This is a genomic window from Burkholderia territorii (assembly GCF_902833055.1).
In the GTDB taxonomy this organism is placed as follows: Bacteria; Pseudomonadota; Gammaproteobacteria; order Burkholderiales; family Burkholderiaceae; genus Burkholderia; species Burkholderia territorii.
In genome coordinates this window covers 157,798-183,288 of sequence record NZ_CADFEJ010000010.1, presented here as the reverse complement: position 1 = coordinate 183,288, position 25,491 = coordinate 157,798, and the positions used below count along the sequence as shown (strand labels likewise).

Below are 25,491 nucleotides of genomic sequence, written 5' to 3'. Positions count from 1 at the left end.
CGGCACTTGGCTACCTTGCAGCGGACGCTGCCGCTTTGGCCTTGTCCTGCTCGGCCGCGAGCGCCGCATCCGCCGCCTGCGCGCGCTGGATGGCCGGGCGGGCAAGAACGCGATCGATATAGGCGCGAATGTTCGGCGTCTCGGGCACGAGCTTGAACATCGTGGTCCAGTGCAGCGCGGAGCCCCACAGCACGTCGGCGGCCGTGAAGCGCTCGCCCAGCAGCCACGGTCCCTTTTCCAGTTGTGTATCGATCGCGTTGATGACGGCATCGAAGTCGCCGTAGGGCGACGTCGAGTACGCCGCGGGTGGACGATTCTTCGAGCGGTCGACGACGGCCGGTTCGAGGCACGAGCCGTAGAACGTCATCCAGCGCAGATACGGGCCGCGCAGTAAATCGCCGGGCGCCGGCGACAGGCCGGCTTCCGGATACAGTTCCGCCGCGTACATGTAGACGGCGGCCTGCTCGGTCACGATCACGTCGCCGTGACGCAGCGCCGGCACCTTGCCCATCGGATTGATGCCGAGGTATTCGGCGTCGTGATGCTTGCCGGCGCAGAGGTCGAACACGTGCAGTTCATAGTCGGCGCTCAGTTCCTCGAGCAGCATCCGCGCGCCGGCCGATCGGCTGCGCGGCGAGTGGTACAGGGTCAGGTGACGGTCTTGCGGCATCGCGGGCTCCGGTGTGCGTTCGGGACGAGTGTTCCAATGTAGGACGGCCGCGCGGCTTCGTCTTGGAAAAATCCGCTGTGGCGGTGCATCATCACGCAATCATCCCGATGGCTCGTCACCATGGCCGACTTGCGTAACGTGACCGAGACGCCCAAGGGCGTCGTTGGCCCGAAAGCCTTCAATCAGCGCTTCCGCCTGAATCGCTATTACCCGTGTGCCGAACTGGCCGGGGTGCTGGATCACCACTGGATCGTCGAATGGGATCTGCGCGACCAGCCGCCGTATGTGCAGCGCACGCTGCCGTATCCGTGCGTGAATCTGGTGTTCGACCGGCGGCGGACGGGCATCTTCGGGGTCGTGTCGGGCGCGTTCGAGACGACGCTGGCCGGGGCCGGGACGGTGATCGGCTTGCGGTTTCGGCCGGGGGCATTCCGGGCGTTCTTCGGCAAGCCGGTGCATTTGGCGACCGACAAGATTCTCCCGGTGTCGACGCTGCTCGATTGTGACGATGCGCAAGCCGAAGACGCCGTGCTCGGAGCCGAGGACGATGCCGGGATGGTGGCCGCCGCCGAGGCGTTGTTGTTGCGGGTGCTGCCGACGGCCGATCCGCAGGTCGAGCGCATTCATGCGATCTTGCAGATGCTGCAGCAGGACCTCGGGCTCACGCAGGTGCGCGACCTGGCCGAGCGCGCGGGCATGAGCGAGCGCACGCTGCAACAGCTCTTTTCCAATTACGTGGGTGTGACGCCGAAGTGGGTGATCTGTCGTTATCGCCTGCACGAGGCTGCGGACAAGCTCGCCGGCGGCGAGCCGGTCGATCTCGCGGAACTGGCTCAGTCGTTGGGGTATTTCGACCAGGCGCATTTCACGCGCGATTTTCGGAAGCTGGTGGGGAAGGCGCCGGCGGAGTATCGGAGGGAGGACGGGCGGGAATGAGCATGCCGATTTCCTGATCGGCGAGCGCGTCATGAGTCATTGCAAACTGGGTGCGTCTCGCGTGATTCCGCCCTATAGTGCTCGTCGTTGACCGATCCGAAAGAGAATCAGGAGTTCGTCGTGCTTCACAGGAAATCCAAGTTGCGTCGTTCGAGCATCGCGTGGGGCGTCGCCCTGGCGACGATGCTGGCGCCAGTGGCGGCATACGCAGACACGCAGGCTGTCGACGGCACGGCGGGTGTCGCGTCCGCTGTCGATCACGACGCCTCCTCCGGACGACCGATCGTCGGAGACGATCCGGTTGCAATCCGGGATGCGCTGAAGAAGCAGCACTTCAGCGCTGCCGCACCTTCTTTGAGTACACGGGTTCGCGGCCTCGTCTCCAGCGCCACCGATCGGCATGCCCCGAATCCCGACCTGGCGGCAGTCGGCCTCGATCGTGACGTGACGTTCGTGGTGCCGGTGCGGTACGGGCTGAGGTACCGGTCGCAGCGACACCTGTTGACGCTGGACGTCGACCTGTTCGACGCGGAGCGCGACGACCGCACGAGCATCCTGCTCAGAAAGGTCACGACGGGGCCGCGAGGACGCGGGCTCGTGATTGCACCCGAAGCGAAGGCGAAAGGGTACGTCCAGCAGGTCGACATCATCGAGCTCGATGCCGGCCAAGGTAAAAAGACGTCGATTCGCAGTCGCATGCGGATTTCCCCCGCCATGTACGCCCAGGCGCACGGCGACTTCGCGCTCGTGTTTTCCGGGCGGCTGGTTCGACCTTATCTGAGCGAACAAACCGAGCATGCGGATCCGAGCATCGACGAGCCGACGGATATCACGACCCGGATCTCGAGGTTGCACATGGATCTCCAATCGATCCGGCTGGTGAGTCCGTCGAGCGGCGTCGTGCTGTCGAAGAAGCTGAGTTTGTCGAAGTAGTGATTGCGTGCGACCGAACGGTTGATGAATTATCAGGATTTACGTATTGTTATCGAAATACAGGAGAATTAACGAATGGCTGAAACCTACAAGAAGCTGAAGGCACAACTTGACGCGCTCCAGAAGCGCGCCGAAGCCGCTCGCATCGCGGAGCTCGAAGCCGTGATTGCGCAGATTCGCGAGCTCGTTGACGAGTACGGCATCACTGAAGAACAGATTTTTGGTCGTAAGCGCGCGAAGACGGCCGCGAAACCGGCAGGAACGGCCGAGCCGAAATATCAAAACCCGAAGACCGGGGAGACGTGGTCGGGCCGCGGCCGCGCCCCGCTGTGGATTCGCGACGCGAAGAACCGCGACCGCTTTCTTATTGCGAAGTAAGGCGGCAGTTTGAAAAACCGCATGCATTACGGATGTGCGCGTGCGGTTTCGTGAGTTCGTCGATACATTGCGCGTCGCGCTCGAGCTCTCGAAGCGCGGGTTGGGAACTGCATAGCGGGAGCCGGCTTCGACTCATTCGAATCGGTAGCTCGGCGGCACTTGCAGTTCCCTCGCAATGCGCTACCTTGAATATTGCGGATAGCGAGACACCCTCACTCCACCGTCACCGACTTCGCCAGATTCCTTGGCTTGTCGATATCCGTGCCCCTCGCCAACGCCGCGTGATAAGCCAGCAACTGCATCGGCACCGTATGCAGAATCGGCGAAAGCGGCCCGTAGTATTCATTCAGCCGAATCACCTCGATCCCGTCACTCGGCACCAGCCCGCAGTCCACATCCGCGAATACGAAAAGCCTGCCGTTCCGCGCACTGACCTCATGCATGTTCGACCGGAGCTTTTCCAGCAGCACGTCATTCGGCGCCACGGCAATCACCGGCATTTCATGACTGACCAGCGCCAGCGGCCCGTGCTTCAACTCCCCGGCGGGATAAGCCTCTGCATGGATGTACGAAATCTCCTTCATCTTCAGCGCGCCTTCGAGCGCGATCGGATAATGCATCCCGCGCCCGAGAAACAGCATGTTGTCGCGTCGCGCGAGCAACTCCGACCAGCCCATGATCTGCGGCTCCAGCGCGAGCACCTTCGACATCGCATCGGGCAGATGCCGCAGCGCGCGCAAGTGCTTCTTTTCCTCGTCATCGCTCAAGCGCCCGCGCACCTGCGCCAGTGACAGCGTCAGCAAGAACAACGCAACGAGTTGCGTGGTAAAGGCCTTCGTCGAAGCGACCCCGATCTCGATTCCCGCACGCGTGACGAACTGCAGCGCGCATTCGCGCATCAGCGCGCTTGTCGCGACGTTGCAGATCGCGAGCGTATGCATCATCCCGCGCTGCTTCGCGACATGCACGGCGCCGAGCACGTCGGCCGTCTCGCCGCTCTGCGACACCGCGACGACCAGCGTGCGCGGATTCGGCACGCTGTCGCGATAGCGAAACTCGCTCGCGATCTCGACGCTCGCCGGCAGCTTCGCGATGCTCTCGATCCAGTACTTCGCGGTCAGCGCCGCGTGATAACTGCCGCCGCACGCGAGCAGCAACACCGAATCGACGTCGTTGAACACGCGCCATGCGCCATCGCCGAACAGCTCGGGCATGATCGACGCGACGTCGAGCAGCGTATCGGCCACTGCCTGCGGCTGCTCGAAGATTTCCTTCTGCATGTAATAGCGATACGAGCCGAGCTCGGCCGCGCCGCTGTGCGCGGCGACCCGTTGCACCACGCGCTCCACGCGCTGGCCGGCCGCATCGACGATCCAGTAGCGATGCAGCTGGATATCGGCAACGTCGCCGTTCTCCAGATAGGCGATGCGATCGGTGACGCCCGATAACGCGATCGCATCCGATGCCAGGAAATTCTCGCCATCGCCGACGCCGACGACGAGCGGCATCCCGTCGCGCGCACCGACGATCCGGTGCGGCTCGTCGCGGCACATCACCGCGATCGCATAGCTGCCGCGCAGTCGTGCGACCGCGCGGCGCACCGCGTCGAACAGGTCGCCGTCGTACAGATGATCGATCAGATGCGCGATCGCTTCGCTGTCGGTCTGGCTCGCGAATACATAGCCGTGCGCCTGCAATTCCGCGCGCAGTTGATCGCAGTTCTCGATGATCCCGTTGTGCGACAGCGCGATGCGCGCGTTGTCGTCGCTCGGCGAGAAGTGCGGATGCGCGTTGAGCGTGACGGGCGCGCCGTGCGTTGCCCAGCGCGTATGGGCGATGCCGGTGTAGCCGGACAGCGCGTGCGCGGCGATCTCACGCTGCAGGTTGGCGACGCGCTCGACGCTGCGCGCGCGTGCCAGCGCACGGTCGCGATAGACCACGACGCCGCACGAGTCGTAGCCGCGGTATTCGAGCCGCTTCAGGCCCTCGACGAGGTTCGGCAGGATGTCCCGCTGGGCAACCGCCCCGACAATTCCACACATATCGCGCTCCGTAAATGTCCTGTCTGGATCCGTGACAGCGATGGTAGGGGCGGTCGATTGGAATTAAATTTCAAAATATGTACAGAAATGAAACGGACAGCATGCCGTGTATCATGTTGAAATTAAATTTCACGTCATGACCGAAAGGAGTTGCCGATGGCCGGCATCACGCTCGACGATCTCGACCTGCGCATTCTCGCGATCCTGCAGGACGACGCATCGGTGTCGAACCTGCAACTCGCCGAGCGCGCGCTGTCGTCGCCGCCGACCTGCATGCGCCGCGTGCGGCGGCTGACGGAAGCTGGCGTGATCCGCCGGCAGGTCGCGGTGCTCGATCCGGTCGCGATCGGCACGACCGTCACGGCCTTGATCGAAATCAGCCTCGACCGGCAGACGGCGGAAGACTACGACGCGTTCGAGGCCTACGTATGCGCGGAGCCGACGGTCACGCAGTGCTACCGCGTGTCGCCGGGGCCGGATTTCGTGGTGGTGGCCGATCTGGCCGACGTCGCCGAATACGACGCGTTCGCGCGGCGGCTGTTCACCGGCGCATCGAACGTCCGCAATGTGCGGACGTTCTTCTCGACGCATCGTGCGAAGTTCGAGGCGAACGCGCGGGTCACGCACGCGATGCGCAAGCGCGGCAACGACTAGCCCACACGACGCGCGCGACACCTGCACGCGCGACGTCAGAACGCGAACGCCTGCTGAGTCGGATGGTGTTCCGCGCGCGCGAACCTGGCGCCTTCGAGCGACAGCAACGCACGCTTGCGTTCGATGCCGCCGGCATAACCGGTCAGGCTGCCCGGCGCGCCGATCACGCGGTGGCACGGCACCATGATCGACACGGGATTGCGGCCCACCGCGCCGCCGACGGCGCGCGCGGCACTCATCGGTAGTCCGATACGTTCGGTGATGTCCCCGTACGACACGAGTTCGCCGAACGGAATCGCGAGCAGTTCCTTCCACACGCTGCGCTGAAACGCGGTGCCGCGCAGGTGAATCGGCACGGAGAAGGTCTCGCGCACGCCGGTGAAGTATTCGGCGATTTCATCGGCGACCTTGCGCGCGAGCGGCGACGCGTTGCGTGCGCCGCCGGTCGCATCCGGCGCGATCGTGAGGGACGGATAGTATTTCTGGCCGACGAAGAAGAGGCCCGTCAACACATCGTCTTCGATACGGATGGCGATGTCGCCCAGCGGGCTCGGCGTCAAAAAGGCGGGAGTCATCGCGAAGCTTCTCCATGAAGGCGCCACACATGCAGTGCGGCATACGCGCGCCATGGCGCCCAGCGCGCCGCAGGCGGCGCCGACGATGCGGTGCGCGCACGCTCGGTGGCGCAGCCAAGCGGGGCGAACCACACATCGTCGGCGGGGAACGCGTTCGGCCAGGCCATCGCACGCATCGCGACATATTGCACCGCGCGTTCGTCGAAGCCCGGCAGTGCGCGCAACGCATCGAGCGTCGCATCGAGCGGTGCCATCGGCTCGAGCGCGAGCGTGCCGTCGGCGACCGCACGTGCCAGCGACACGATCGCCCGTGCCGCACCGCGCGTCACGCCGATTGCTTCGAGCGCTGCCGCCGGCACACTCGCCAGCGTCGCGGCAGAAGGCAACGCACGCGCAAGCGCCGGCGGTGCATGGTCGATTGGCGTGCCGAAGCGTTCGGCCATGCGCGCGAGCATTGCGCCTGCTTGCGTCGCCGCCAATCGTTCGCCCGCAATCGCACGAATCGCGATCTCGAGCCCGTCGAACGCGCCGGGCACGCGCAGGCCGGGCGAGCCGTCCGCGAGTTCGCCCAGATGCGCGTCGATCACGTCGGGGCGGCTGTCGAGATCGAACAGCCGCCGCACGCGCGTGAGCACGGCCGGCACGACGGGCGTGAGCGCGGGCGACACGGTCACCGCGAGCGCGAATCGTTGCGGCACGTGCGTGACCGACAGCCAGGCCGTCACCGGCGCGTTACCGTGCCCGTCGGACAGCGCGACGGCGCGCGCATAACCGTGCGCATCGATCCGCTCGACGCCGTCGATCTGGCGCGACGCGAGAAAGCGCATCAGCTCGTGCCACGCGAACGGCGGCCGGTACGGCAGCGGAAAGGTCATGTCGCCGCTGGCGGATGCGCCGGCGCCCTTGCGCAAGCGCCGCGGATTGAGGCCGTAGCGTTGGCGGAACAAATCGTTGAAGCGTCGCACGCTGCCGAACCCGGCGGTCGACGCGACCACGGCCACGGGCAGCGCGGTATCGGTCAGCAGACGCTTGGCCGTCAGCAGCCGGTGCGTCTGCGCGAATTCGACGGGCGACACGCCGAACTGCGCGGCGAAGATTCGGCGCAAATGGCGCTCGGTCACGCCAACCCGCTGCGCGAGCGCATCGACGGAATGCTCGTTCAGGAAGCCGTTCTCGATCAGCGACGCGGTCGCGGCGGCGAGATTGCCGGACAGATCGAGCAGGCCGTGGCCGGGTGCGAGTTCGGGCCGGCACCGCATGCAGGGCCGAAAGCCGGCTTTCTCCGCGGCCGCGGCGGTCGGGTAATAACTGCAGTTGCGCGCCTTCGGCGGCTTCACCGGGCAAACGGGGCGGCAATACACGCCCGTCGTCGACACGCCGACGAAGAACCAGCCGTCGAAGCGGCGGTTCCGCGAAAGCAGCGCGTCGTAGCAGGTGTCCGGATCGAGTTGCATGAGCCGACTGTAACCCATCCTCGCTGCCGATTCTGGCTGGAATCGGACATGTGTATCGACACGCCGACACGCCGACACGCGTCCCGGCCCCGTTTTCCGTCCACGGGAAAATCCCGAAAAAACGGTTAATGCCACTCTGCGAAACAGTCGTCTCTTTTCGCGCGCATCAATTTGAGATGACTCATCGAAATCCCGGACTGACAACGTCCGGCCCGGCATCCTATTCTTTGAAAAACGTTTTCCAGATTTCGACGGACGAGCGGCCGCGCCACGCAAGCGGCGACAACCGCCGCCCGCCCCGGCGCCCGTCGCCGGTCCAGGACAGACAACATCCAGCGGCGCGGCGGGCGCGGCCGCGCATCGGAGACACTCATGCAATCTGCCGTCGTCGGCGCGGTCCGCGCGGCCGCCAGCCGCTATCGCTGGACCGTCTGTGCGCTGCTGTTCTTCGCGACCGTCATCAACTACATGGATCGACAGATCCTCGGCCTGCTCGCGCCGATGCTCCAGCACGACATCGGCTGGAGCCAGGTGCAGTACGGCCGCATCGTGATGGCGTTTTCCGCGTTCTACGCGATCGGCCTGCTCGGCTTCGGACGCATCGTCGACTGGCTCGGCACGCGCATCTCGTATGCGGTCGCGATGCTGGTGTGGAGCATCGCGGCGATGCTGCACGCGGCGGTCGGCTCGGTGACGGGCTTCGCGGCCGTGCGCGCGTTGCTCGGGATCGGCGAGGGCGGCAACTTCCCGGCGGCAATCAAGACGACGGCGGAGTGGTTTCCGCGTCGCGAGCGCGCGCTTGCCACCGGCATCTTCAACTCGGGCGCCAACATCGGCGCGGTGTTCGCGCCTGCGATCATTCCGGCGATCGCGGTGGCCTACGGATGGCGAGCGGCGTTCGTGATCATCGGCGCGATCGGCATCGTGTGGCTCGCGGTCTGGCTGCTGATGTATCGCACGGCCGACACGCGCGCGCTCGCCGCGGAATACGACGAGCCGCGCGACGAAGCCGAAGCGCTCGACGCGGCGAATGCGGATGCCGGCGCGCCGCGCTGGAGCGAGCTGATCCGCAAGCGCGAGACGTGGGCGTTCCTGATCGGCAAGTTCCTGACCGACCCGGTGTGGTGGTTCTACCTGTTCTGGCTGCCGAAGTGGCTCAACGAGTCGCGCGGGATGGACATGCAGCATATCGGCCTGCCGCTCGTGTGCATCTATGCGCTGACGACGGTCGGCAGCATCGGCGGCGGCTGGCTGTCGTCGATGCTGCTGCGCGCGGGGTGGAGCGTGAACCGCGCGCGCAAGACGGCGATGCTGATCTGCGCGTGCTGCGTGCTGCCGATCGCGTTCGTGTCGCAGGTGCAGAGCCTGTGGATCGCGGTGCTGATCGTCGGGCTCGCGGCCGCCGCGCATCAGGGCTGGTCGGCGAACCTGTTCACGACGGCGTCCGACCTGTTCCCGCGCCGCGCGGTCGCGTCGGTGGTCGGCATCGGCGGGATGGCCGGTTCGATCGGCGGCGTGCTGTTCTCGGAAGTGATCGGCCAGGTGCTCCAGCGCACGGGCCACTACTGGGTGTTGTTCGCGATCGGCGCGCTGGCCTATCTGCTCGCGCTGGCGGTCATGCACATGCTCACGCCGAAGATGAAGCCCGCGAAGCTCGACGCCTGATCGCGTGCCGGCAAACGAACGCGCCGCCCGGAGGCGGCGCGTTTTTATTTGCAATGCGTGAAGGCGATGCGATGACGAAGATGCGGCAGACGGCGAACGCGCCGCCGCGCTTCAACCGGCCGCGGCCGTCGACGCACGCATGATCAGCCGCGGCTCGAACGTCGAGTAGCTCGCGTCGGTGCGGCCGGCGAGCGCGTCGATCAGCTTCTGCATCGCAAGCTCGCCCATGTTCTCGCTCTGGATGTCGATGGTGGTGAGCGCGGGTGCCGCGTATTCGCCGTACGGCACGTTGTCGACGCCGGCGACCGACACGTCCTGCGGCAACCGGAACCCGAGCGACGCGGCTTCCTTCATGAAGCCGAGCGCGATCAGGTCGTTGTAGCAGATCACGGCCTGCGGACGGTGCGGTCCGAGCATCACGCGCGAGCAGGCGCGCTCGCCGGCATCGGCGGTCGGCGCATGCGCGTCGTGCACGTCGAGCGTGAGCCCCGCTTCGGCGAGACAGTCGCGCGCGCCCTGGATCCGCTCGTCGTTCACGCGCGCCGGGCCGAAACCGAGGTACGCGATGCGCGTATGCCCGAGATTGAGCAGATGGCGCGCGAGCATGTAGGTGGCGAGCCGGTTGTCGATGCCGACGCTCGGAATCGGCAGGCCGGGGCTGCGGCGCAGCAGCACGAGCGGCTTGTGCAGGTCGAGCATCCAGCCGGCTTGGTCGTCGGGCATCCGCGTGCTGACGATCAGCCCGTCGACGCGCTGCGCGAGCGCCTCGATCAGCGAGCGTTCGCGCGCCTGGTTCTCTTCGGTATCGACGAGCAGCAGCGTGTAGTCGTGCTGGAGGGCGACGCGGTTCGCGCCCTTGACGACGTTCGTGAAGTGCGGGTTGCTGATGTCGAGGATCACGAGGCCGATGGTGCGCGTGCGCCCGGTGATCATCGAGCGCGCGAGCGGGTTCGAACGGTAGCCGAGCCGCTCGATCGCTTCCTTGAGCCGCGCTTCGACGGTCGGCGAAAAGCGCTGCGTGCCGTTCACGTACTTGGACACCGTCGCGACCGACACACCGGCTTCCGCCGCCACGTCGCGGATCGTCGGGGAAACTTTTTTCATCGGAAGGGTAACGTTTTCGTTCGATTGCACCGGATTGTGGCAGAAAAAGCCGGCATCCGGCCACCGGCCGATATCGGGAAAATGCGGATGATTCCGGACGGCTCCGGCCATTGACGTTCGGCTTTTGTCCCGCGTATAGTTGGAAAACGTTTTCCGATTCGATTGCATTCGGGCGACGTCCAGCACACAACAGAACAGATTCAAGGAGATTCGATGAACGCCACATCCACCGGCGCACGCAAGCCGTTCGGGCGCCTGCTGCTGACCGGCGCGGCCGGCAACCTCGGCCGTCAGGTGCGCGGCGCGCTGGCGAACTGGGCCGACGTCGTGCGCGTGAGCGACATCGCCGCGCTGGACGACGCGGCGCCTCACGAAGAAATCCGGGTCGTCGATCTGGCTGACCGGCCGGCGGTGATGGCGCTCGTCGACGGCGTCGACGCGATCGTCCACCTCGGCGGCATTTCGGTCGACGCGCCGTTCGACGATCTCGTCGATGCGAACATCACCGGCACGTATAACCTGTACGAAGCCGCGCGCAAGCACGGCGTGAAGCGCGTCGTGTTCGCGAGCTCGAACCATGCGATCGGTTTCCATCCGGTCACGGAAGTGCTCGATGCCGATTCGCCGCAGCGTCCGGACAGCCTGTACGGCGTGACGAAGTGTTTCGGCGAGTCGCTGTCGCGCTATTACTTCGACCGCTTCGGGATCGAGACGGTGTGCCTGCGGATCGGCTCGTCGTTCGAGGCGCCGAAGAATCCGCGCATGCTGGTGACGTTCCTCAGCTATCGCGACCTCATCGAGCTCGTGCGCTGCTCGCTGCTGACGAACCGCGTGGGGCACGTGATCGTTTACGGCGTGTCGGACAACCCGGTGAAATGGTGGGACAACACGAAGGCGGGCTTCCTCGGCTACCGGCCGCAAGACAGCTCCGAGCAGTTCGCCGGGCTGTTCCCGGTGACGGCGCCGACTGCCGACTACGACGATCCCGCGCAGCGCTACCAGGGCGGCGGGTTCGTCGTCGGCGAGCCGATGGAGCGCAACGCGAAGTAAGCCGCGCAGGCGGCGGCGTCGCGGATCAGCGCAGGATGTCCGTGGCCTTGTGCCGCTCGTCCACGCCGTCGATCAGGATCAGCGGGCCGCTCGCGTGCCGTGCGCGCAGCGGCTGGATTTGCTGGTACGCATCCGATTCGTACCACGCGCGCGCCGTAGCGAGATCGGGAAACGCGATCGCGATCAGGTCGCCGCGCCACACGCCTTCGCGCACGTCGGGCCGTGCGCCGTGAATCACGAAATGACCGCCGAACGGCGCAAGCGTGCCGTCGATGCGTTCGAGATATTCGACGATGTCGTCGCACATGTCGACGTCGTGCAGGTGGGCGATGGCGTAGGCGGTCATGGCAGGCTCCTTGGTGTCGACGCGATGGGTCGATCGATGAAGCCATGATCGGCGCCAGGGCGGCGCGCGTCGATTACCTCCGACGTAAGCAAATCCGCGTCGACGTGCGCGAAGCCGGCCGCATGCCGCACGTCACGGATATCGACGTCGCCACGCGCTTATGCGCTTATGCGCGCTTTCGAATCGGCCGCGCGCGCGGCACAGGAGCCGGCTCCGGCTCCGACCCGGCCGTTTCCTTGCACAGCTTGTCGAGCATGCGCTGCGCGGCGCCCGCGCAATCCTCGCCGGCGGGCTTGTTCGCGATTTCGTCGATCAGCGCCTGCAGGTTGCGCCGGTTCTGCGCAAGCCGCTGTTCGAGCAGCGCGATTTCGTCGACCTTGTGCCGCAATGTCTGCAGCAGTTCGTCGCGCGGCCACGCGCCGAGATCGGGCGGCAGCACCGCGCGGATCTCGTCGAGCGTGAAGCCCGCGCGCTGCGCGCAGTCGATGATCGCGAGCCGCGTCAGCGCTTCCGGCCCGTATTCCCGATAACCGTTCGCCTGCCGGCGCGCCGGTTCGAGCAGGCCGCTCGCTTCGTAGAAGCGGATGCGCGATGCCGCGATGCCACTGGTTCGAGCGAGCTCTCCAATCTTCATCCTCATGCTCCAGAGGGGCTTGACCTTGAAGCTGACTTTAAAGTTATGGTTGGGCATCGTCAATCGAGGAAGTCCACCATGAACCTGTTTGCGCCTCTCACCCTGCCCAACGGCGCGGTGATCCCGAACCGGCTCGCCAAGGCCGCGATGGAAGAGAACATGGCCGATGCGGACCACGCGCCATCCGACGCGTTGCTGCGCCTGTACCAGGCGTGGGCCGACGGCGGAGCGGGCCTGATCCTCACGGGCAACGTGATGGTGGACGGCCGCGCGATGACGGGCCCGAACGGCGTCGTGCTCGACAGCGACGCGCATCTCGACCGCTTCCGCCGCTGGGCGCAGGTCGCGCGTTCCGGCGGCGCGCACGCGTGGATGCAGATCAACCATCCGGGCCGGCAGATGCAGGCGGCGCTCGGCCAGACGACGCTCGCGCCGTCGGCCGTGCCGCTCGCGCTCGGCGCGCTGTCGAAGCAGTTCCCGGTCCCGAAGGAGATGACGGAGGCCGACATCGCCGACGTGCGGCAGCGCTTCGTGCGCGCCGCGCAGCTTGCCGAGCAAAGCGGCTTCACCGGCGTGCAGATCCATGCGGCGCACGGCTATCTGCTGAGCCAGTTCCTGTCGCCGCTGACGAACCGCCGGCAGGATGCATGGGGCGGCAGCATCGAGCACCGCGCGCGGCTGCTGCTGGAGATCGTGCGCGCGGTGCGCGCGACGGTGTCGCCGGCATTCGTCGTGTCAGTGAAGCTGAATTCGGCGGACTTCCAGCGCGGCGGCTTCAGCGCGGACGATGCGAAGCGTGTAGTCGAACTGCTGAATCCGCTTGGTGTCGACCTCGTCGAGCTGTCGGGCGGCAGCTACGAAGTGCCGGCGATGCAGGGCGAGGCGCGCGACGGGCGCACGCTGGCCCGCGAAGCGTATTTCCTCGAATTCGCGCGCGACATCATGGCCGTCGCGGCCATGCCGCTGATGGTCACGGGCGGGATCCGGCGCCGCGCGGTCGCCGAACGGGTGGTGGCCAGCGGCGTGGCGATGGTCGGCATCGCGACCGCGCTGTCGATCGAGCCGAACCTGCCGCGCGACTGGCAAGCCGGCAAGGACAGCGCGCCGGCGCTGCAGCCGATCCGGTGGAAGAGCAAGGCGCTGGGTGCGCTGGCGAACATGGCCGTCGTGAAGTTCCAGCTCGCGCGGTTGAGCGTCGGGCGGCGCACGCATCCGGGCGTGTCGCCGCTGCGCGCGCTGGTGTCGCAGCAACTCGCCGCGCAATGTCAGACGCGGCGTTACCGCAGGTGGATGGCGGGGCGGGTAGCGCGCTAGCCGCGCACGCGCGGCGTCGGGCTGCCCGATGCGCGCTCACACCGGATACGCATCGTCTACCTTCAGGTTCGCGAGCCGGAACAGCGTGCGCAGCGTCTGCGGATGAATGTCCCGACGCGCGGCGAGCGACGTCAGCATGAAGTCGAGGACCTTCGCGTAACGCAGCAGCACGAGGCAGCGCGCGAGATCCGCGTTGCCGCCGCGCATGCTTTCCGCGTAGTTGACCATCTGGGTCGAGAGCGTGCGTGCCATCTCGAGTTCCATCTGCTGTTTTTCCGTCCATTCGGGCTGCGGCTGTTCGAGCAGTTTCGCGAGAAAGATCTGGAACGACGTATCGGATGAGTTGGGCAGCGCATCCATGAAGAGCCTCATACTTTGCGTGGATCGTTCGGCCGTGTCCGGTGCCGGGCCGCGATCCGGGTTCATGTCCGCGCCGTGCGTCGGCGCGATTGTCATCCGTCGGGAATGCAGATTCCGTACCAGCCCGGCGATCCGAGTGTTGAGCAATGTTGACGCGGCATGCGGCAGCGGCCATTGCGCCCCGCCGATACTGGCTTGCACGGAAAATCGAGAAGGGTGTCGATTCGCCGGGTGCGACCGCGTGCGGCAGCGCGACCGGGGCCGGGCGAATGAAATGCTTCAGCGATGTAACGTAACGCCGGGCTGAAACCGGCCGCGTGTTTCGGCCAACGCGTCGGCGCAATGCCGGGCCCGTGTGTGCCGGTGCCGCTCACGGCGCGTCGCCCAAGTCGGGGCGGTCTCGCGCGGCGAGCCGCGGCCTCATCCGCGTCGCGATGAACGCTCACCAAGCATGCGCCGGATGTTTCATATCCGAGACGTCTCGTGCGCGGCACACCGGATGCGTGCGCAACCGGTGTAACGCACGCCGCCCAACTGGCCCAGCGAATAACCGGAGAACTGTCCATGGGCAGCCGCGCGGTGTTTGCGAACAATCACCACATCATCTCCGCGAGGTTCGACATGAGCGTCCACGCCTTCTTCTCGGCCAATCTGCTGCTGGCCTACACGGCCTATTTCGTCGGGACGGCCAGCCCCGGCCCGAGCAATCTCGCGATCATGTCGGTCGCCGCGAACCACGGCCGCAAGGCAGCGCTCATATTCGCGCTCGGCGTCATCTCGGGCTCGATGTTCTGGGCGACGGTGGCCGCGCTGGGCGTGTCGGCCGCGCTGCTCGCGTGGTCGAAGCTGCTGGTCGCGATCAAGCTGTTCGGCGGCGTGTACCTGCTGTGGCTCGCATTCAAGTCGGGCCGCACCGCGTGGTCGGCCAAGGCGGCCGCCACGCCGAACGCGACCGCCGATCGGAAGCTGTCGCGCTTCTATGCGCGCGGCGCGATGCTGCATCTGACGAATCCGAAAGCCATCCTGGTGTGGGTGTCGATCGTCGCGCTGTCGTCGAACGGCGCGGGCGCGTCGCATGGCGCGGTGGTGCCGGGTTGCATCGCGATCGGATGCCTGGTGTTCGGCGGCTATGCGCTGGTGTTCTCGACGGACGGCGCGCGCCGGCTGTACGTGCGCGGCCGCCGCGCGATGGAAGCATGCCTCGCGGTGGTGTTCGGTGTGGCGGGGATCCGGTTGCTGACGTCGAACACGTGAACGCGCAACGCGCCCGCGTGCAGTGGGACGAACGGTCCGCCGCGCGACCACGCGGCGGACCGCTTCCGCGCTTCAGAAAATGAAGCCCGTGTTGATGAACTTCGAGTAGTGATCCGACACGATCGAATCGAGCAACTGCTTGCTGCCGTCGGTCTGCTTCGCCGCGACCATCGAGCGGATCGAGAACGCGCGCAGCGCGTCGGTCACCGACAGCGTGCCCTCGGCCGAATCCTTGCGCCCCGCGAACGGGAACACGTCCGGCCCGCGCTGGCACTGGCAGTTGATGTTCACGCGGCACACCTGGTTCACGAGCGGATCGACGAGCGCGCCGATCTGCGCCGGATCGGAACCGAAGATGCTGACCTGCTGGCCGTGCTCCGACGTCGTCACGTAGTCGAGCGCGGTTTCCACGTCGTCGAACGGCGCGACCGGGATGATCGGCCCGAACTGTTCCTCGCGATACAGCTTCATCCCCTCGGTGACCGGATACACGACGGCCGGGTAGAACAGCGTCTTGCTGAATTCGCCGCCCGAATGGTTGACGACCTGCGCGCCCCTGGCCTTCGCGTCGTCGATTGCGTCGGTCATGTACGCGGTGCGGTGCATGCCCGGCAGCGGCGTGATGCTGACGCCTTTCTCCCACGGCATGCCGATCTTCAGCTGTTCGAGCGCGGCGGTGAAGCGCTTCAGGAATTCGTCGACGATCGAGCGGTGCACGAGCAGCATCTTCAGCGCGGTGCAGCGCTGGCCATTGAACGACAGCGCGCCGAGCAGGCACTCTTTCACGGTCAGGTCGAGATCGGCGTCGGGCAGCACGATCGCCGCGTTCTTCGCATCGAGGCCGAGAATCGCACGCAGCCGGTGCGACTTCGGATGCTGCTTCTTCAGATGATCGGCGACCTTGCTCGAGCCGATCAGCGCGAGCACGTTGATCTTGCCCGACGCGAGCATGTGCGGCACGACCACCGCGCCCGGCGCATAGATCGTGTTGATCACGCCTTTCGGGAACGCATCGCGGAACGCGTCGAGCAGCGGCTCGAACAGCAGCGTGCCGTACTGCGGCGGCTTGAACACCACGGTGTTGCCCATCAGCAGCGCGGGAATCAGCGTCGCGAACGTTTCGTTCAACGGATAGTTATACGGGCCCATGCACAGCACGACGCCGAGCGGCGTGCGGCGGATCTGGCCGATCGTGCCTTCCGCGATCACGAAGCGCGAGTTCGCGTTGTCGAGCTCCTTCAGCGCGTCGATGGTCTGCGTCATGTACGTGACGGTGCGGTCGAACTCCTTCTGCGAATCGGCGAGGCTCTTGCCGATCTCCCACATGATCAGGTTCACGACGAGCTCGCGCTGCGCGACCATCCGCTTGATGAAGTCCTGCATGCACGCGATGCGCTGCTCGACCTTCATCGTCGGCCATTCGCCGCGGCCGGAATCGTACGCGCGCACCGCGGCGTCGAGCGCCGCATCGCTTTCCGTCTCGCCCATCACCGGATAGCTGCCGATCTCCATCTGCGCGACGCTGCCGTCCGGCTGGCGCACGCACACGGGTGACAGCACGGTCTTGGTCGCGCCGTCCCACGGGCGCAACTCGCCGTCGACCAGCGACACGCGCTGGTGGATCGGCGCGGCGAGCCGGAATTCGGCGGGAATGTCTTGATAGGCGGGAAACAGCTGCTGCAGGGAGGCGGAATCGGGCATGACGGTCTCGTTTGACGGGGTGTCCGGGAAGGACGGGCGATGCGGAATCCTGAGCTGAACGATCCTCGATCCTGAATCGGCATGATGACGCGCGCACGACGCGGCGTCACGCGACGGCATGGCCGAAACGCGGAATGGAACCAGTTCCATTTAAAAGGAACGCCGAACCGAATGCAAGATTTGCCGAATGCTGCCGCGCGTTGCGTAAGGTTTTTGTATGACTGTGTCGGAATCCTGGATATAAGCGGTTTGCTGCATGCGCAAACGTTTCACTTTGGCCGGATTGCGCGGATAATGGCCGAGCGCGGTGAAGTAGAAAAATGCCCCGGAACCTGAGAGATCACACGCAGTGAAGAAAGAGAGAAGGTCCGCCGCGCCGCCGATGCGAGGTCGGCTGCCCGGAGCGCCGGGTCGGGGTTGCCCGGCCCGGCGCGCACCGGACCTTCCGCGAGCAGCGATTCCCGTTTCCGCCATCGCGTCGTTCGCGATCCTCTGTCGTCTTTCCGATGTATCCCCGCAGCAGGCCTTCGATCCACGCGGCCATTTCGCGCCGCGCTCGCCCATATCCTTTCGTTTCAATTACGCCATCTGCGCATTTGCGCGATAAATCGAAGGCAATTTGTCAGGAATCCCCAGTGTCAGCCGGATGTACGTTGCACGAAGGCGACATGTTAAAAATTAACTAATAACGCGAATCATTCTCGTTTAATATTTCGCTCCGTTACGAGCCGTGACGCGTCGTAACGGCGTTTTCCTGACGGGCCTGCCGGCCCGCGCGACGGAGCGATTTCCCGTGCGCCGTCCGTTGTGCGCGCAATGGTGTCCGCACGTCGAATCGCCGGTTCGCGCGGCGGCCGGCGCGTTTGCGCTCACCGTTTTTCCTTCTGTCTTCACTTCCACGATGAAACTCAACAAGAGCGCGTGCCACGCACTTCTGATCGCCTCGACGCTGGCCGGTACACGCGCCGCCTGCGCGCAGGCAAGCGACACCGCGGCGACCCTGCCCGCGATTTCCGTCAACGCGTCCGCCGAGCACGCGTCGTACGACGGCGGTCATTCGCGCGCGGCGACCAAGACCGACATGTCGCTGATGGACGTGCCGCAGACCGTGAACGTCGTGCCGCACGCCGTGATCGAGGATCAGAACGCGACGTCGCTGCAGGATGCGCTGCGCAACGTGCCGGGCGTCGGTTTCTCGGTTGGCGACGGCCAGCGCGACCAGATCACGATCCGCGGCTTCAACAGCATCACGGACCAGTACGTCGACGGCATTCGCGACGATGCGCTTTACTATCGCGACCTGTCGAACGTCGATCGCGTGGAGGTACTGAAGGGGCCGGCCGCCGTGCTGTACGGGCGCGGTTCTGCGGGCGGCATCGTGAATCGCGTGCTGAAGCGGCCGCAGGCGAACCCGGTAAACGAGGTGGGCGTGACGCTCGGCACGCGCGGCGAGCGGCGCGGCGAATTCGATCTGGGCTGGAACGCGAACGACGCCGCACGCTTTCGCGTCACCGGCGCGGCCGAGAACTCGAACAGCTTCCGCGACCAGTTTCAGCTCAACCGGCAGGCGATCGCGCCGTCGGCGCAGTTCAAGCTCGACCGCGACACGGTGCTGAACGTCGAATTCGACTATCTGCACGATCGCCGCACGTCGGACCAGGGCCTGCCCGCTTACCTGGGCCGGCCGGTCGATGTGCCGATCAACACGTATTACGGTTCGGCCGACGGCGTGAACAGTTCGTACAACGACGTTTCGGCGAAAAGCGCGACGGTGTCGCTCGATCACCGCTTCAACGATTCGCTGTCGTTTCATGGCGCGATTCGCGCGTACGACTTCTCGCTCGAGCGGAAGAACTACGTGACCTACGAGCCGATCAAAACCGCCGCGCACCCGGTCGTCACGCTCGACCAGTCGACACGCCAGCGCACCGATCACGGCATCGACGGGCTGTTCGAACTGACGCAGAAGACGTCGCTGTTCGGCATGCGGCACGAGCTGCTGTACGGGCTCGAGCTGTCGCAGCAGCAGAAATTCGATACGGTCTACAGCGTGTCGAAGGTCGCGACCTACGATCTCTTCAACCCGCAGCCGGTCGTGCTGCCCGGCGTGCCGATCGGCGCGCGCGCGAAGACGAACGCGTCCACCGTCGTCGGGCTCGCGGGCGTGTATGCGCAGGACCTGATCTCGCTCACCGAACACTGGAAGGTGCTCGCGGGCCTGCGCTTCGACTACCTGAACCAGATTCGTCACGACTACACGTCGTCGAACGTCAATCTCGACCGCACCGATCATGCGTGGAGCCCGCGCGTCGGCCTGATCTACGAACCGCTCGACTGGCTGACGCTGTACGGTTCGTTCAGCCAGTCGTTCTCGCCGCTGGCCGACACGCTGATCAGTTCCGGCGCGTTCTCGAACGGCGGCGCGCTCGCGCCGCAGAAGACGACCGCATATGAAATCGGCTCGCGCTTCGACATCGGCGGCAAGGCGACGGCCAGCGTCGCGTTGTTCGACATGCGGCAGACGAACCAGCAGATCGGCGACCCCGCGAATCCCGGCTATGCGTTGCCGATCGGCACGCAGCACGTGCGCGGCGCGGAACTCGGCTTCACCGGCCAGATCGCGCCGAAATGGTCGGTGTATGCGGGTTACGCGTACCTGAACGGCACGGTCGACGGCTCGCCGCAATCGACGGCGGCCGGCCTCACGCTATCGAGCAATACGCCCGGGCTGATGCCGCGGCACAGTGCCAGCCTGTGGCTCAAGCGCGAGCTGCCGTACGGTTTCTATGCGGCAGCCGGGATGCAGTTCCAGTCGGCCCGCTACACGTCGGCCAGCGATCTGGTCACGCTGCCGTCGTTCACGGTGTTCAATCTCGGCGCCGGTTATCGCAGCAAGAAGGTCGACGTGACGCTCACGCTCGACAATCTGTTCAATCGCCGGTACTTCATTGCCGCGCACGGCAATGCCGATCTGTACAACATGCCCGGCGACCCGCGCACGCTGACCGCCACGGTGAAATGGCACATGTAAGCCCTTCACCCGCGCCGGCGGCCGCGATCGCGCGGCCGCTCGGTCACTCGACGTCCTCGTCGTCGTCCAGGTCGTCGCCGTGCGCATCGGGGGCCGGCGCCGCATACGCGCTCGCCTGCTCAAGCAGCCAGCCGCGAAACAGCTCCAGCGGCTTGCTGTGGCTCAGCTCCGTCGGATACACGAGGTAGTACGCGGAATCGCCGACCGTTGCCGCGTCGCACGGCACGACGAGGCCGAGCTGCTGCAGCTGCTCCTCGACGAAGAACTTCGGCACCAGCGCGATGCCGAGCCCGGCCGCGGCCGCGCTGATCAGCATCGTGTGCAGTTCGTAGCGCACACCCTGCATCGTGCGGATGTCCTCGACGCCGTGCGTCTCGAACCATTGCGCCCACGCGCCGGGACGCGTGGTCGAGTGCAGCAGCGGATACGCGAGCAGATCCTCCACGCGTTCGACCGGCCCGTCGAGCAGCGCGGGCGAGCAGATCGGCACGACTTCCTCGCCGAACAGGTAATCGGACGACGTGCCGGGCCAGGTCGGCTTGCCGTAATGGATCGCGGCCTCGAAGTGCGTGTCCTCGAACGAGAACAGGTCGGTGCGGCTGCCCATGTTCACGCGCACGTCCGGCGTGCGGTCATAGAAGCTCTTGATGCGCGGGATCAGCCAGTGCGACGCGAAGGTCGGCAGCACCGCGAGCTCCAGATAGCCGCCGCCGCTGCCGTGCGCGATGATCGACAGCGTGTCGCGATCGAGCGCCTCCAGCGCGCGCCGCACCTGCGTGCCGTACAGCTTGCCGGCGCGCGTCAGCACGACGCGCTGCTTCACGCGCGCGAACAGCCGCACGCCGAGGCTCGCCTCGAGCGTCGCGATCTGCCGCGATACCGCGCTTTCGGTCAGGAACAGCTCCTTGGCCGCGTGCGTGAAGCTCTCGTGGCGCGCCGCGGCTTCGAAAGCCACGAGCGCACCCATGTTGGGGATCTTGAATTTGCGCATGATGCTCGTTTCGTCTGACGAACGGACCCGCCCGCGGCGGAGCGGCGGACGGGTGCGGAGATGGCCGATGATTCCAAAAACTCATTACATCTCAATTTAATCTCGCTTTACGCGCCGCTGCAACCCTTTGAATAATGCTTCCCACGCAAGGCCAGGCGCCCGCTGGGCGGCCGGCATGCGAATGGCCGGCACGCTTGCCGGCGGTCCCCTGAACACGAGAATCCTGATGCGCAATCCGAATATCGAGAGCCTGCTGACGAAGCTGCTGGGACAGGCGAAGACCGACGCCCTGTTCGCGACCCTGAACATGCCGGCCATTCTCGACGAATGGGAACCCGACGTCGTCACGCGCGCGGAAATCGCGCAGGCGATGAACATGGCGCTGTTCGAAGGGTTGCTCGAGCGTTCGGCCAACGGCCGCGCGTACACCGCCGACGCGATCGAAAACGGCGGCTCGGTCTACTTCGACCACGGCGCGCTGCGCACGGTGCGCTGGCCGCACACGGGCGCGCTGCCGCCGGGCGAAGCCGCGTTCACGCGCATCCTGCGTCCGCTCGGCTTTCGCCTGAACGGCCGCTATCCGCTCGACAAGCTGGGCATGACCGGCCGCGCGTATGCGCATGAAGACGCGCCGGACGAGATCGCGCAGTTCTTCGTCAGCGAACTGCACCCGGAGCGTTTCTCGAAGGAATTCCAGCAGGCGGTGACGAACGTCGTGAGCTCGTCGCGCGATCCGCTGTCGCCGGCGGCCGTCGCGCTGCTGTGGGAGATCGAGCGCGAAGGCTGGCTGCCGCTCGAGGCCGCGCATGCGCTGTTGCCGGAGATCGTCGGTGCATTCGCGCGTCAGCACGACGTGCCGAACGAACTCGATTACGAGACGCTGCTGCTCGAATCGGCCGAAATGGCGTGGATCGCGACCGAAGGCAACGCGTTCAATCATGCGACCGACCGCGTGGCCGACGTGTTCAAGCTGTCCGACGACGAGAAGGCGAAGGGCCGGCCGATGAAGCCGGAGGTCGAACGCTCGCGTTCGGGCCGCGTGTTCCAGACCGCCTATCGCGCGGATATCGTCGAACGCGAATTCCGCACGCGCGACGGCGGCATCGTGAAACGCAACGTGCCGGGCTCGTTCTACGAATTCATCACGCGCCGTCGCACGTTCGACCAGGCGACGCGCCGCTGGGTGACGGACCTGCGTTTCGACGCGGGCAACGCGCAGGGCATCTTCAAGATGACGGCGAACGCGGGGAAGTAAGCGCGACGCGGGCAGACAAACGGGCCGGCGGCTGATGACAGCCGCCGGCCCGTTTGCGCTGGATGGGCGCCGCGCTCGTCAGAACAGGTGCGTGACCAGATAGAACAGCACCAGCACGCCGAGCGGGACGCCCAGCAGCCATGCGATCAGATACTTGCCCATGTCGTGTTCCTCCACGTGGCCGCGATGCGGGACGCATCGCGGCGGGGTGAGACGACCGGCGCGTCAAAGCTCGCGATCGAATTCCCTCAACTGCTTCTCGGCCTCGTCACGCGCGATGCCGTAACGCTCCTGGATCCGGCCGACCAGATAGTCGCGATTGCCTTCCGCGACGGTCAGATCGTCGTCGGTCAGCTTGCCCCACTTGGCCTTCAGCTTGCCGGTCAATTGCTTCCATTGACCCTTGATCTTGTCTTCGTTCATGGTGTGCTCCTGGAGTAAGGGGAAAAAAGGGCGGCGCTCGGCCGCGGGATATCTCAGGCCTTCGGCTTCAGCCCGGATGCGTCGACGTGCTTCACGCCCTTCACGGAGCGCGTCACGGCGACGGCCTTCTTCACGGCGGTCTTCGACGGCAGCACGCCCGTCAGCGTGACGGCGCCGTCCACCGTCTTCACGCTGATGTCGGTGCTCTTCACGCCCTTGGTGGTCGCGAGTTCGGTCTTCACCTTGGTCGTGATCCACGTGTCGGTCACCGGCTGGTCGGAATTCGACGTCATCGTGGTGTCGGTGGACGACGATGCCTGGGTCTGCGCCTGTGCGTTCGTGAGCGGTGCGGCGGCGAGCAGGAAGGCCGCGCTCGCGGCGAGTAGCGTCGAAAGGTGCGAGGTCTTGTTCATTGATGTTCTCCTTCGATTGGCGTGGTGGATGGATGAATCGACGGATGCGGAGCGCGTCGCGCGCTACCGCGCGATCGGCGTGTCGTAGCCCGGCTCGCGCGGCGGCATGTCGGGGCGCGGCACGTCGGGCGGCAGCGGTACCGGCGGATCGGTGCCTGGCGACGGTTCGGGCGGATTGTCCGGGGCCGGCTCCGGTCGCGTCGGATCGGGTGTCTGATGCAGTTTCATCAGGTGATCCTCCTCTGCGGTATGAAAAGGCGGCGCGCGAGCGCCGATGCAGTACCAGCGTACCGGCGCGAATGCACGCGGACATCGCGCAAATTCACTGGATCGGCTAGTGCGTTTGCACGGGAACGCAAGCACGGGCGGGAACGGAAAATGCGCGATGATGCGCGCGATGCGGCTCGGCCGGCACGCGGGGCGCGGCGCGCGCGCTCGGCGGGATGACGCACGCAGAAGGGCGGCGTGCGAATGTACTATTGCGCATGGTGCATCCGCGCCTGTCGATTGCATCGGCCGCACGCGATCATCGCGTGCACGCGCCAGCCGGCGCAGGTCGCCGCGTATCGGCGCGGAGGCGGCCGGCCGGACAACGATGTCGACCAAGTGGACCACCGATCAATGGACGAACGAGTCAACGAACAGGCGCTCAAGTCGCATACCGACCGGCGCCAGCTGCACCAGATCATCGCGGGGCTCACCGAGGGCGTGATCCTCATCGAACCCGACCAGCGCATCGTGTGGGCGAACGAAGCCGCCCTCGCGATGCACGGCGTCACCGAGCTTGCCGAACTCGGCGCGGACGTCACCGAGTATCGCGAGCGTTTCAGGCTGCGCTACCGGAACAACCACCCGGTGCGCGACGGCCACTATCCGATGGATCGCGTGATTGCCGGCGAGGAGTTCAGCGACGTGACGGTCGAAGTCGAATCGGCCGCCGACGAGAACGTGAGCTGGGTTCACCGGATCCGCAGCCTCGTGCTGACGAACGCGGCCGGCGAGCCCGACTGCCTCGCGCTCGTGCTGCACGATGCGACCGAATGGGCGAGCGCGGAGGACCGCTTCGAGCGCACGTTCAATGCGAACCCGGCGCCGGCCGTGATCTGCCGGCTCGACGACCTGCGCTACGTGAAGGTCAATCAAGGCTTCCTCGAGATGACGGGCCATGCGCGCGACGACGTGCTCGGCCGCTCCGTGTACGAAGTCGACGTGCTCGAGCAGGCCGAGCGGCGCGAGCTTGCGATCGAACGGCTGGCCGAGGGCGCGACGATCCCGCAGATGGAGGCCGTGCTCAAGCGCGCGGACGGCGGCACGAAGGCGGTGGTGGTCGCCGGGCAGCCGATCGACATGAACGGCGAGGCGTGCATGCTGTTCACGTTCATGGATCTCGAGCCGCGCAAGCAGGCCGAACTCGCGCTGCGGCAGAGCGAGGAGCGTTTCGCGAAGGCGTTCCGGATGACGCCGGTCGCGACCGCGATCGTCACGGTCGATCGCTTCGAGCTGCTCGACGTGAACGATGCGTTCGTCGCGATGGCCGGCCATGCGCGCGACGATCTGCTCGGCAGGTCCGCGGACGAGATCGGGCTATGGGCCGAACGCGGCGCCCGGCAGCACATCGACAGCGAGCTCGCGCGCGACGGCAACGTGCGCAACGCGGACGTGCAGATCCGCACGCGCGACGGCGACGTGCGCGATTGCGTGATGTCGGCCGAACCGGTCGCGATTCACGGCCAGGATTGCCTGCTGATCGCGCTGCTCGACATCAGCGATCGCAAGCGCACCGAGATGGAACTGGTTTATGCGATCGAGACGGCGATGCAGGACGCATCGTGGTTCAGCCGCACGCTGATCGAGAAACTGGCGAACGTGCGGCGCGCGAATGCGCCGGACGCGGGCGCGCAGCTGTCGGATCTCACCGCGCGCGAGCGCGACGTGTTCGACCTGCTGTGTCACGGCCTCGCCGACAAGGAGATTGCCGCTCGCCTCGGGCTCGCGCCGAACACGGTGCGCAATCACGTCGCGACGATCTACGCGAAGCTCGACGTGCATAGTCGCGGCGAGGCGATCGTGTGGGCGCGCGAACGCGGGATCGTCGGCGCGCCTGATGCGAACGGTGCGCGCGGCGATAAAGGTGCCGATAAAGGCGGCGCCAACGGCACGGACTGACGCCCGGCATCCGGCCATCGGTGCGAATGCACCATGCGGGCTGGTGCATCCGCATCTGCCGCGTGCGCCGCGCGGCTGCGATCCTGTCCACTCGGCGGGGCGGCGCGGGCCGCCGCGCCGCCGGCTCTCCCCAACTCATCGC

25 protein-coding genes are annotated in these 25,491 nt (G+C 66.1%); 11 read left to right on the top strand and 14 right to left on the bottom strand.

What is annotated here, in order from left to right; translation table 11 throughout:
• Positions 1-10 precede the first annotated feature (10 nt).
• Positions 11-670: a glutathione S-transferase family protein gene (locus HW466_RS18985; RefSeq protein WP_151002994.1), complete on the bottom strand. Its 660-nt coding sequence runs from the start codon at positions 668-670 to the stop codon at positions 11-13.
• A 120-nt stretch (positions 671-790) separates the two neighbouring features.
• Here HW466_RS18985 and HW466_RS18980 point away from each other — a divergent pair, with 120 nt between their 5' ends.
• From HW466_RS18980 to HW466_RS18970, 3 genes are all read left to right on the top strand, one after another.
• On the top strand, positions 791-1,606 hold the full coding sequence (locus HW466_RS18980) for a helix-turn-helix domain-containing protein (RefSeq protein ID WP_151002996.1): 816 nt from the start codon (positions 791-793) through the stop codon (positions 1,604-1,606).
• A gap of 87 nt (positions 1,607-1,693) precedes the next feature.
• The gene (locus tag HW466_RS18975; protein WP_239006052.1) at positions 1,694-2,539 is read left to right on the top strand and encodes a hypothetical protein; all 846 of its coding nucleotides are present in this window, start codon (positions 1,694-1,696) and stop codon (positions 2,537-2,539) included.
• A 75-nt stretch (positions 2,540-2,614) separates the two neighbouring features.
• A complete protein-coding gene (locus HW466_RS18970) occupies positions 2,615-2,917 on the top strand; it encodes an H-NS histone family protein (protein ID WP_059799898.1) in 303 nt (100 codons plus the stop codon).
• Positions 2,918-3,129: 212 nt separating this feature from the next.
• On the opposite strand, the gene glmS is transcribed toward HW466_RS18970, so the two are convergent.
• Complete coding sequence (glmS, locus tag HW466_RS18965; RefSeq protein WP_059793469.1) at positions 3,130-4,959, bottom strand: glutamine--fructose-6-phosphate transaminase (isomerizing); 1,830 nt, start codon at positions 4,957-4,959, stop codon at positions 3,130-3,132.
• A gap of 156 nt (positions 4,960-5,115) precedes the next feature.
• On the opposite strand from glmS, the gene HW466_RS18960 reads away from it, so the two are divergent.
• Positions 5,116-5,613, top strand: a complete 498-nt coding sequence (locus HW466_RS18960; RefSeq protein ID WP_059542981.1) for an Lrp/AsnC family transcriptional regulator — start codon at positions 5,116-5,118, stop codon at positions 5,611-5,613.
• Between the two features lie 35 nt (positions 5,614-5,648).
• Here HW466_RS18960 and HW466_RS18955 read toward each other — a convergent pair whose 3' ends face one another.
• Both HW466_RS18955 and HW466_RS18950 read right to left on the bottom strand, forming a co-directional pair.
• The gene (locus HW466_RS18955) at positions 5,649-6,188 is read right to left on the bottom strand and encodes a methylated-DNA--[protein]-cysteine S-methyltransferase (protein ID WP_151002998.1); all 540 of its coding nucleotides are present in this window, start codon (positions 6,186-6,188) and stop codon (positions 5,649-5,651) included.
• Positions 6,185-7,660, bottom strand: coding sequence for a DNA-3-methyladenine glycosylase 2 family protein (locus HW466_RS18950; RefSeq protein WP_151003000.1), 1,476 nt, complete (start codon positions 7,658-7,660; stop codon positions 6,185-6,187). Before HW466_RS18950 ends, HW466_RS18955 begins: the two co-directional genes overlap by 4 nt.
• Positions 7,661-8,014: 354 nt before the next feature.
• Between HW466_RS18950 and HW466_RS18945 the strand changes: the two genes are divergently transcribed.
• On the top strand, positions 8,015-9,307 hold the full coding sequence (locus tag HW466_RS18945; RefSeq protein ID WP_059452201.1) for an MFS transporter: 1,293 nt from the start codon (positions 8,015-8,017) through the stop codon (positions 9,305-9,307).
• A gap of 111 nt (positions 9,308-9,418) precedes the next feature.
• On the opposite strand, the gene HW466_RS18940 is transcribed toward HW466_RS18945, so the two are convergent.
• A complete protein-coding gene (locus tag HW466_RS18940; protein WP_059452202.1) occupies positions 9,419-10,522 on the bottom strand; it encodes a LacI family DNA-binding transcriptional regulator in 1,104 nt (367 codons plus the stop codon).
• Between the two features lie 102 nt (positions 10,523-10,624).
• On the opposite strand from HW466_RS18940, the gene HW466_RS18935 reads away from it, so the two are divergent.
• Positions 10,625-11,461: an NAD-dependent epimerase/dehydratase family protein gene (locus tag HW466_RS18935; RefSeq protein WP_059799892.1), complete on the top strand. Its 837-nt coding sequence runs from the start codon at positions 10,625-10,627 to the stop codon at positions 11,459-11,461.
• Between the two features lie 25 nt (positions 11,462-11,486).
• Here HW466_RS18935 and HW466_RS18930 read toward each other — a convergent pair whose 3' ends face one another.
• On the bottom strand, positions 11,487-11,807 hold the full coding sequence (locus tag HW466_RS18930; protein WP_059799891.1) for a DUF1330 domain-containing protein: 321 nt from the start codon (positions 11,805-11,807) through the stop codon (positions 11,487-11,489).
• A 166-nt stretch (positions 11,808-11,973) separates the two neighbouring features.
• Positions 11,974-12,441 carry a MerR family transcriptional regulator gene (locus tag HW466_RS18925; protein WP_151003002.1) on the bottom strand — a complete coding sequence of 156 codons (468 nt, stop codon included), beginning with the start codon at positions 12,439-12,441 and terminating at the stop codon, positions 11,974-11,976.
• A 78-nt stretch (positions 12,442-12,519) separates the two neighbouring features.
• On the opposite strand from HW466_RS18925, the gene HW466_RS18920 reads away from it, so the two are divergent.
• Positions 12,520-13,755 (top strand): NADH:flavin oxidoreductase/NADH oxidase family protein, encoded by a 1,236-nt coding sequence (locus HW466_RS18920; RefSeq protein WP_151003004.1) that lies wholly within the window; start codon positions 12,520-12,522, stop codon positions 13,753-13,755.
• A 36-nt stretch (positions 13,756-13,791) separates the two neighbouring features.
• Here the strand turns inward: HW466_RS18920 and HW466_RS18915 are convergent, their stop codons facing one another.
• Positions 13,792-14,115 carry a hypothetical protein gene (locus tag HW466_RS18915; RefSeq protein WP_059452215.1) on the bottom strand — a complete coding sequence of 108 codons (324 nt, stop codon included), beginning with the start codon at positions 14,113-14,115 and terminating at the stop codon, positions 13,792-13,794.
• Positions 14,116-14,736: 621 nt separating this feature from the next.
• On the opposite strand from HW466_RS18915, the gene HW466_RS18910 reads away from it, so the two are divergent.
• Positions 14,737-15,369, top strand: coding sequence for a LysE family translocator (locus HW466_RS18910; protein ID WP_151003006.1), 633 nt, complete (start codon positions 14,737-14,739; stop codon positions 15,367-15,369).
• Between the two features lie 72 nt (positions 15,370-15,441).
• On the opposite strand, the gene HW466_RS18905 is transcribed toward HW466_RS18910, so the two are convergent.
• The gene (locus HW466_RS18905) at positions 15,442-17,070 is read right to left on the bottom strand and encodes an NADP-dependent glyceraldehyde-3-phosphate dehydrogenase (RefSeq protein ID WP_059503977.1); all 1,629 of its coding nucleotides are present in this window, start codon (positions 17,068-17,070) and stop codon (positions 15,442-15,444) included.
• 150 nt (positions 17,071-17,220) lie between these two features.
• Positions 17,221-17,649: a hypothetical protein gene (locus tag HW466_RS18900; RefSeq protein ID WP_151003008.1), complete on the bottom strand. Its 429-nt coding sequence runs from the start codon at positions 17,647-17,649 to the stop codon at positions 17,221-17,223.
• Between the two features lie 322 nt (positions 17,650-17,971).
• On the opposite strand from HW466_RS18900, the gene HW466_RS18895 reads away from it, so the two are divergent.
• Positions 17,972-20,101, top strand: a complete 2,130-nt coding sequence (locus tag HW466_RS18895) for a TonB-dependent receptor (protein WP_151003009.1) — start codon at positions 17,972-17,974, stop codon at positions 20,099-20,101.
• A gap of 43 nt (positions 20,102-20,144) precedes the next feature.
• Here HW466_RS18895 and HW466_RS18890 read toward each other — a convergent pair whose 3' ends face one another.
• Positions 20,145-21,092 (bottom strand): LysR family transcriptional regulator, encoded by a 948-nt coding sequence (locus HW466_RS18890; RefSeq protein WP_059452208.1) that lies wholly within the window; start codon positions 21,090-21,092, stop codon positions 20,145-20,147.
• Positions 21,093-21,318: 226 nt separating this feature from the next.
• Here HW466_RS18890 and HW466_RS18885 point away from each other — a divergent pair, with 226 nt between their 5' ends.
• Complete coding sequence (locus HW466_RS18885; protein WP_151003012.1) at positions 21,319-22,347, top strand: DUF1338 domain-containing protein; 1,029 nt, start codon at positions 21,319-21,321, stop codon at positions 22,345-22,347.
• 225 nt (positions 22,348-22,572) lie between these two features.
• Here HW466_RS18885 and HW466_RS18880 read toward each other — a convergent pair whose 3' ends face one another.
• The 3 genes from HW466_RS18880 to HW466_RS18870 form a co-directional block, all read right to left on the bottom strand.
• Positions 22,573-22,770 carry a CsbD family protein gene (locus HW466_RS18880; protein WP_059452209.1) on the bottom strand — a complete coding sequence of 66 codons (198 nt, stop codon included), beginning with the start codon at positions 22,768-22,770 and terminating at the stop codon, positions 22,573-22,575.
• A 53-nt stretch (positions 22,771-22,823) separates the two neighbouring features.
• Positions 22,824-23,183 carry a BON domain-containing protein gene (locus tag HW466_RS18875; protein ID WP_059452210.1) on the bottom strand — a complete coding sequence of 120 codons (360 nt, stop codon included), beginning with the start codon at positions 23,181-23,183 and terminating at the stop codon, positions 22,824-22,826.
• A 63-nt stretch (positions 23,184-23,246) separates the two neighbouring features.
• Complete coding sequence (locus HW466_RS18870; protein WP_167357956.1) at positions 23,247-23,411, bottom strand: hypothetical protein; 165 nt, start codon at positions 23,409-23,411, stop codon at positions 23,247-23,249.
• Positions 23,412-23,804: 393 nt separating this feature from the next.
• Here HW466_RS18870 and HW466_RS18865 point away from each other — a divergent pair, with 393 nt between their 5' ends.
• Positions 23,805-25,349 (top strand): helix-turn-helix transcriptional regulator, encoded by a 1,545-nt coding sequence (locus HW466_RS18865; protein WP_059542966.1) that lies wholly within the window; start codon positions 23,805-23,807, stop codon positions 25,347-25,349.
• The last annotated feature ends 142 nt before the right edge of the window (positions 25,350-25,491 follow it).

Bases quoted from the DNA above. Each gene is read 5' to 3' on its own strand.
- HW466_RS18985 (WP_151002994.1), bottom strand. From the start codon at position 670: ATGCCGCAAGACCGTCACCTGACCCTGTACCACTCGCCGCGCAGCCGA.
- HW466_RS18980 (WP_151002996.1), top strand. From the start codon at position 791: ATGGCCGACTTGCGTAACGTGACCGAGACGCCCAAGGGCGTCGTTGGC.
- HW466_RS18970 (WP_059799898.1), top strand. From the start codon at position 2,615: ATGGCTGAAACCTACAAGAAGCTGAAGGCACAACTTGACGCGCTCCAG.
- glmS (WP_059793469.1), bottom strand. From the start codon at position 4,959: ATGTGTGGAATTGTCGGGGCGGTTGCCCAGCGGGACATCCTGCCGAAC.
- HW466_RS18960 (WP_059542981.1), top strand. From the start codon at position 5,116: ATGGCCGGCATCACGCTCGACGATCTCGACCTGCGCATTCTCGCGATC.
- HW466_RS18955 (WP_151002998.1), bottom strand. From the start codon at position 6,188: ATGACTCCCGCCTTTTTGACGCCGAGCCCGCTGGGCGACATCGCCATC.
- HW466_RS18950 (WP_151003000.1), bottom strand. From the start codon at position 7,660: ATGGGTTACAGTCGGCTCATGCAACTCGATCCGGACACCTGCTACGAC.
- HW466_RS18945 (WP_059452201.1), top strand. From the start codon at position 8,015: ATGCAATCTGCCGTCGTCGGCGCGGTCCGCGCGGCCGCCAGCCGCTAT.
- HW466_RS18940 (WP_059452202.1), bottom strand. From the start codon at position 10,522: ATGGCCGGAGCCGTCCGGAATCATCCGCATTTTCCCGATATCGGCCGG.
- HW466_RS18935 (WP_059799892.1), top strand. From the start codon at position 10,625: ATGAACGCCACATCCACCGGCGCACGCAAGCCGTTCGGGCGCCTGCTG.
- HW466_RS18930 (WP_059799891.1), bottom strand. From the start codon at position 11,807: ATGACCGCCTACGCCATCGCCCACCTGCACGACGTCGACATGTGCGAC.
- HW466_RS18925 (WP_151003002.1), bottom strand. From the start codon at position 12,441: ATGAAGATTGGAGAGCTCGCTCGAACCAGTGGCATCGCGGCATCGCGC.
- HW466_RS18920 (WP_151003004.1), top strand. From the start codon at position 12,520: ATGAACCTGTTTGCGCCTCTCACCCTGCCCAACGGCGCGGTGATCCCG.
- HW466_RS18915 (WP_059452215.1), bottom strand. From the start codon at position 14,115: ATGGATGCGCTGCCCAACTCATCCGATACGTCGTTCCAGATCTTTCTC.
- HW466_RS18910 (WP_151003006.1), top strand. From the start codon at position 14,737: ATGAGCGTCCACGCCTTCTTCTCGGCCAATCTGCTGCTGGCCTACACG.
- HW466_RS18905 (WP_059503977.1), bottom strand. From the start codon at position 17,070: ATGCCCGATTCCGCCTCCCTGCAGCAGCTGTTTCCCGCCTATCAAGAC.
- HW466_RS18895 (WP_151003009.1), top strand. From the start codon at position 17,972: ATGAAACTCAACAAGAGCGCGTGCCACGCACTTCTGATCGCCTCGACG.
- HW466_RS18890 (WP_059452208.1), bottom strand. From the start codon at position 21,092: ATGCGCAAATTCAAGATCCCCAACATGGGTGCGCTCGTGGCTTTCGAA.
- HW466_RS18885 (WP_151003012.1), top strand. From the start codon at position 21,319: ATGCGCAATCCGAATATCGAGAGCCTGCTGACGAAGCTGCTGGGACAG.
- HW466_RS18880 (WP_059452209.1), bottom strand. From the start codon at position 22,770: ATGAACGAAGACAAGATCAAGGGTCAATGGAAGCAATTGACCGGCAAG.
- HW466_RS18875 (WP_059452210.1), bottom strand. From the start codon at position 23,183: ATGAACAAGACCTCGCACCTTTCGACGCTACTCGCCGCGAGCGCGGCC.
- HW466_RS18870 (WP_167357956.1), bottom strand. From the start codon at position 23,411: ATGAAACTGCATCAGACACCCGATCCGACGCGACCGGAGCCGGCCCCG.
- HW466_RS18865 (WP_059542966.1), top strand. From the start codon at position 23,805: ATGGACGAACGAGTCAACGAACAGGCGCTCAAGTCGCATACCGACCGG.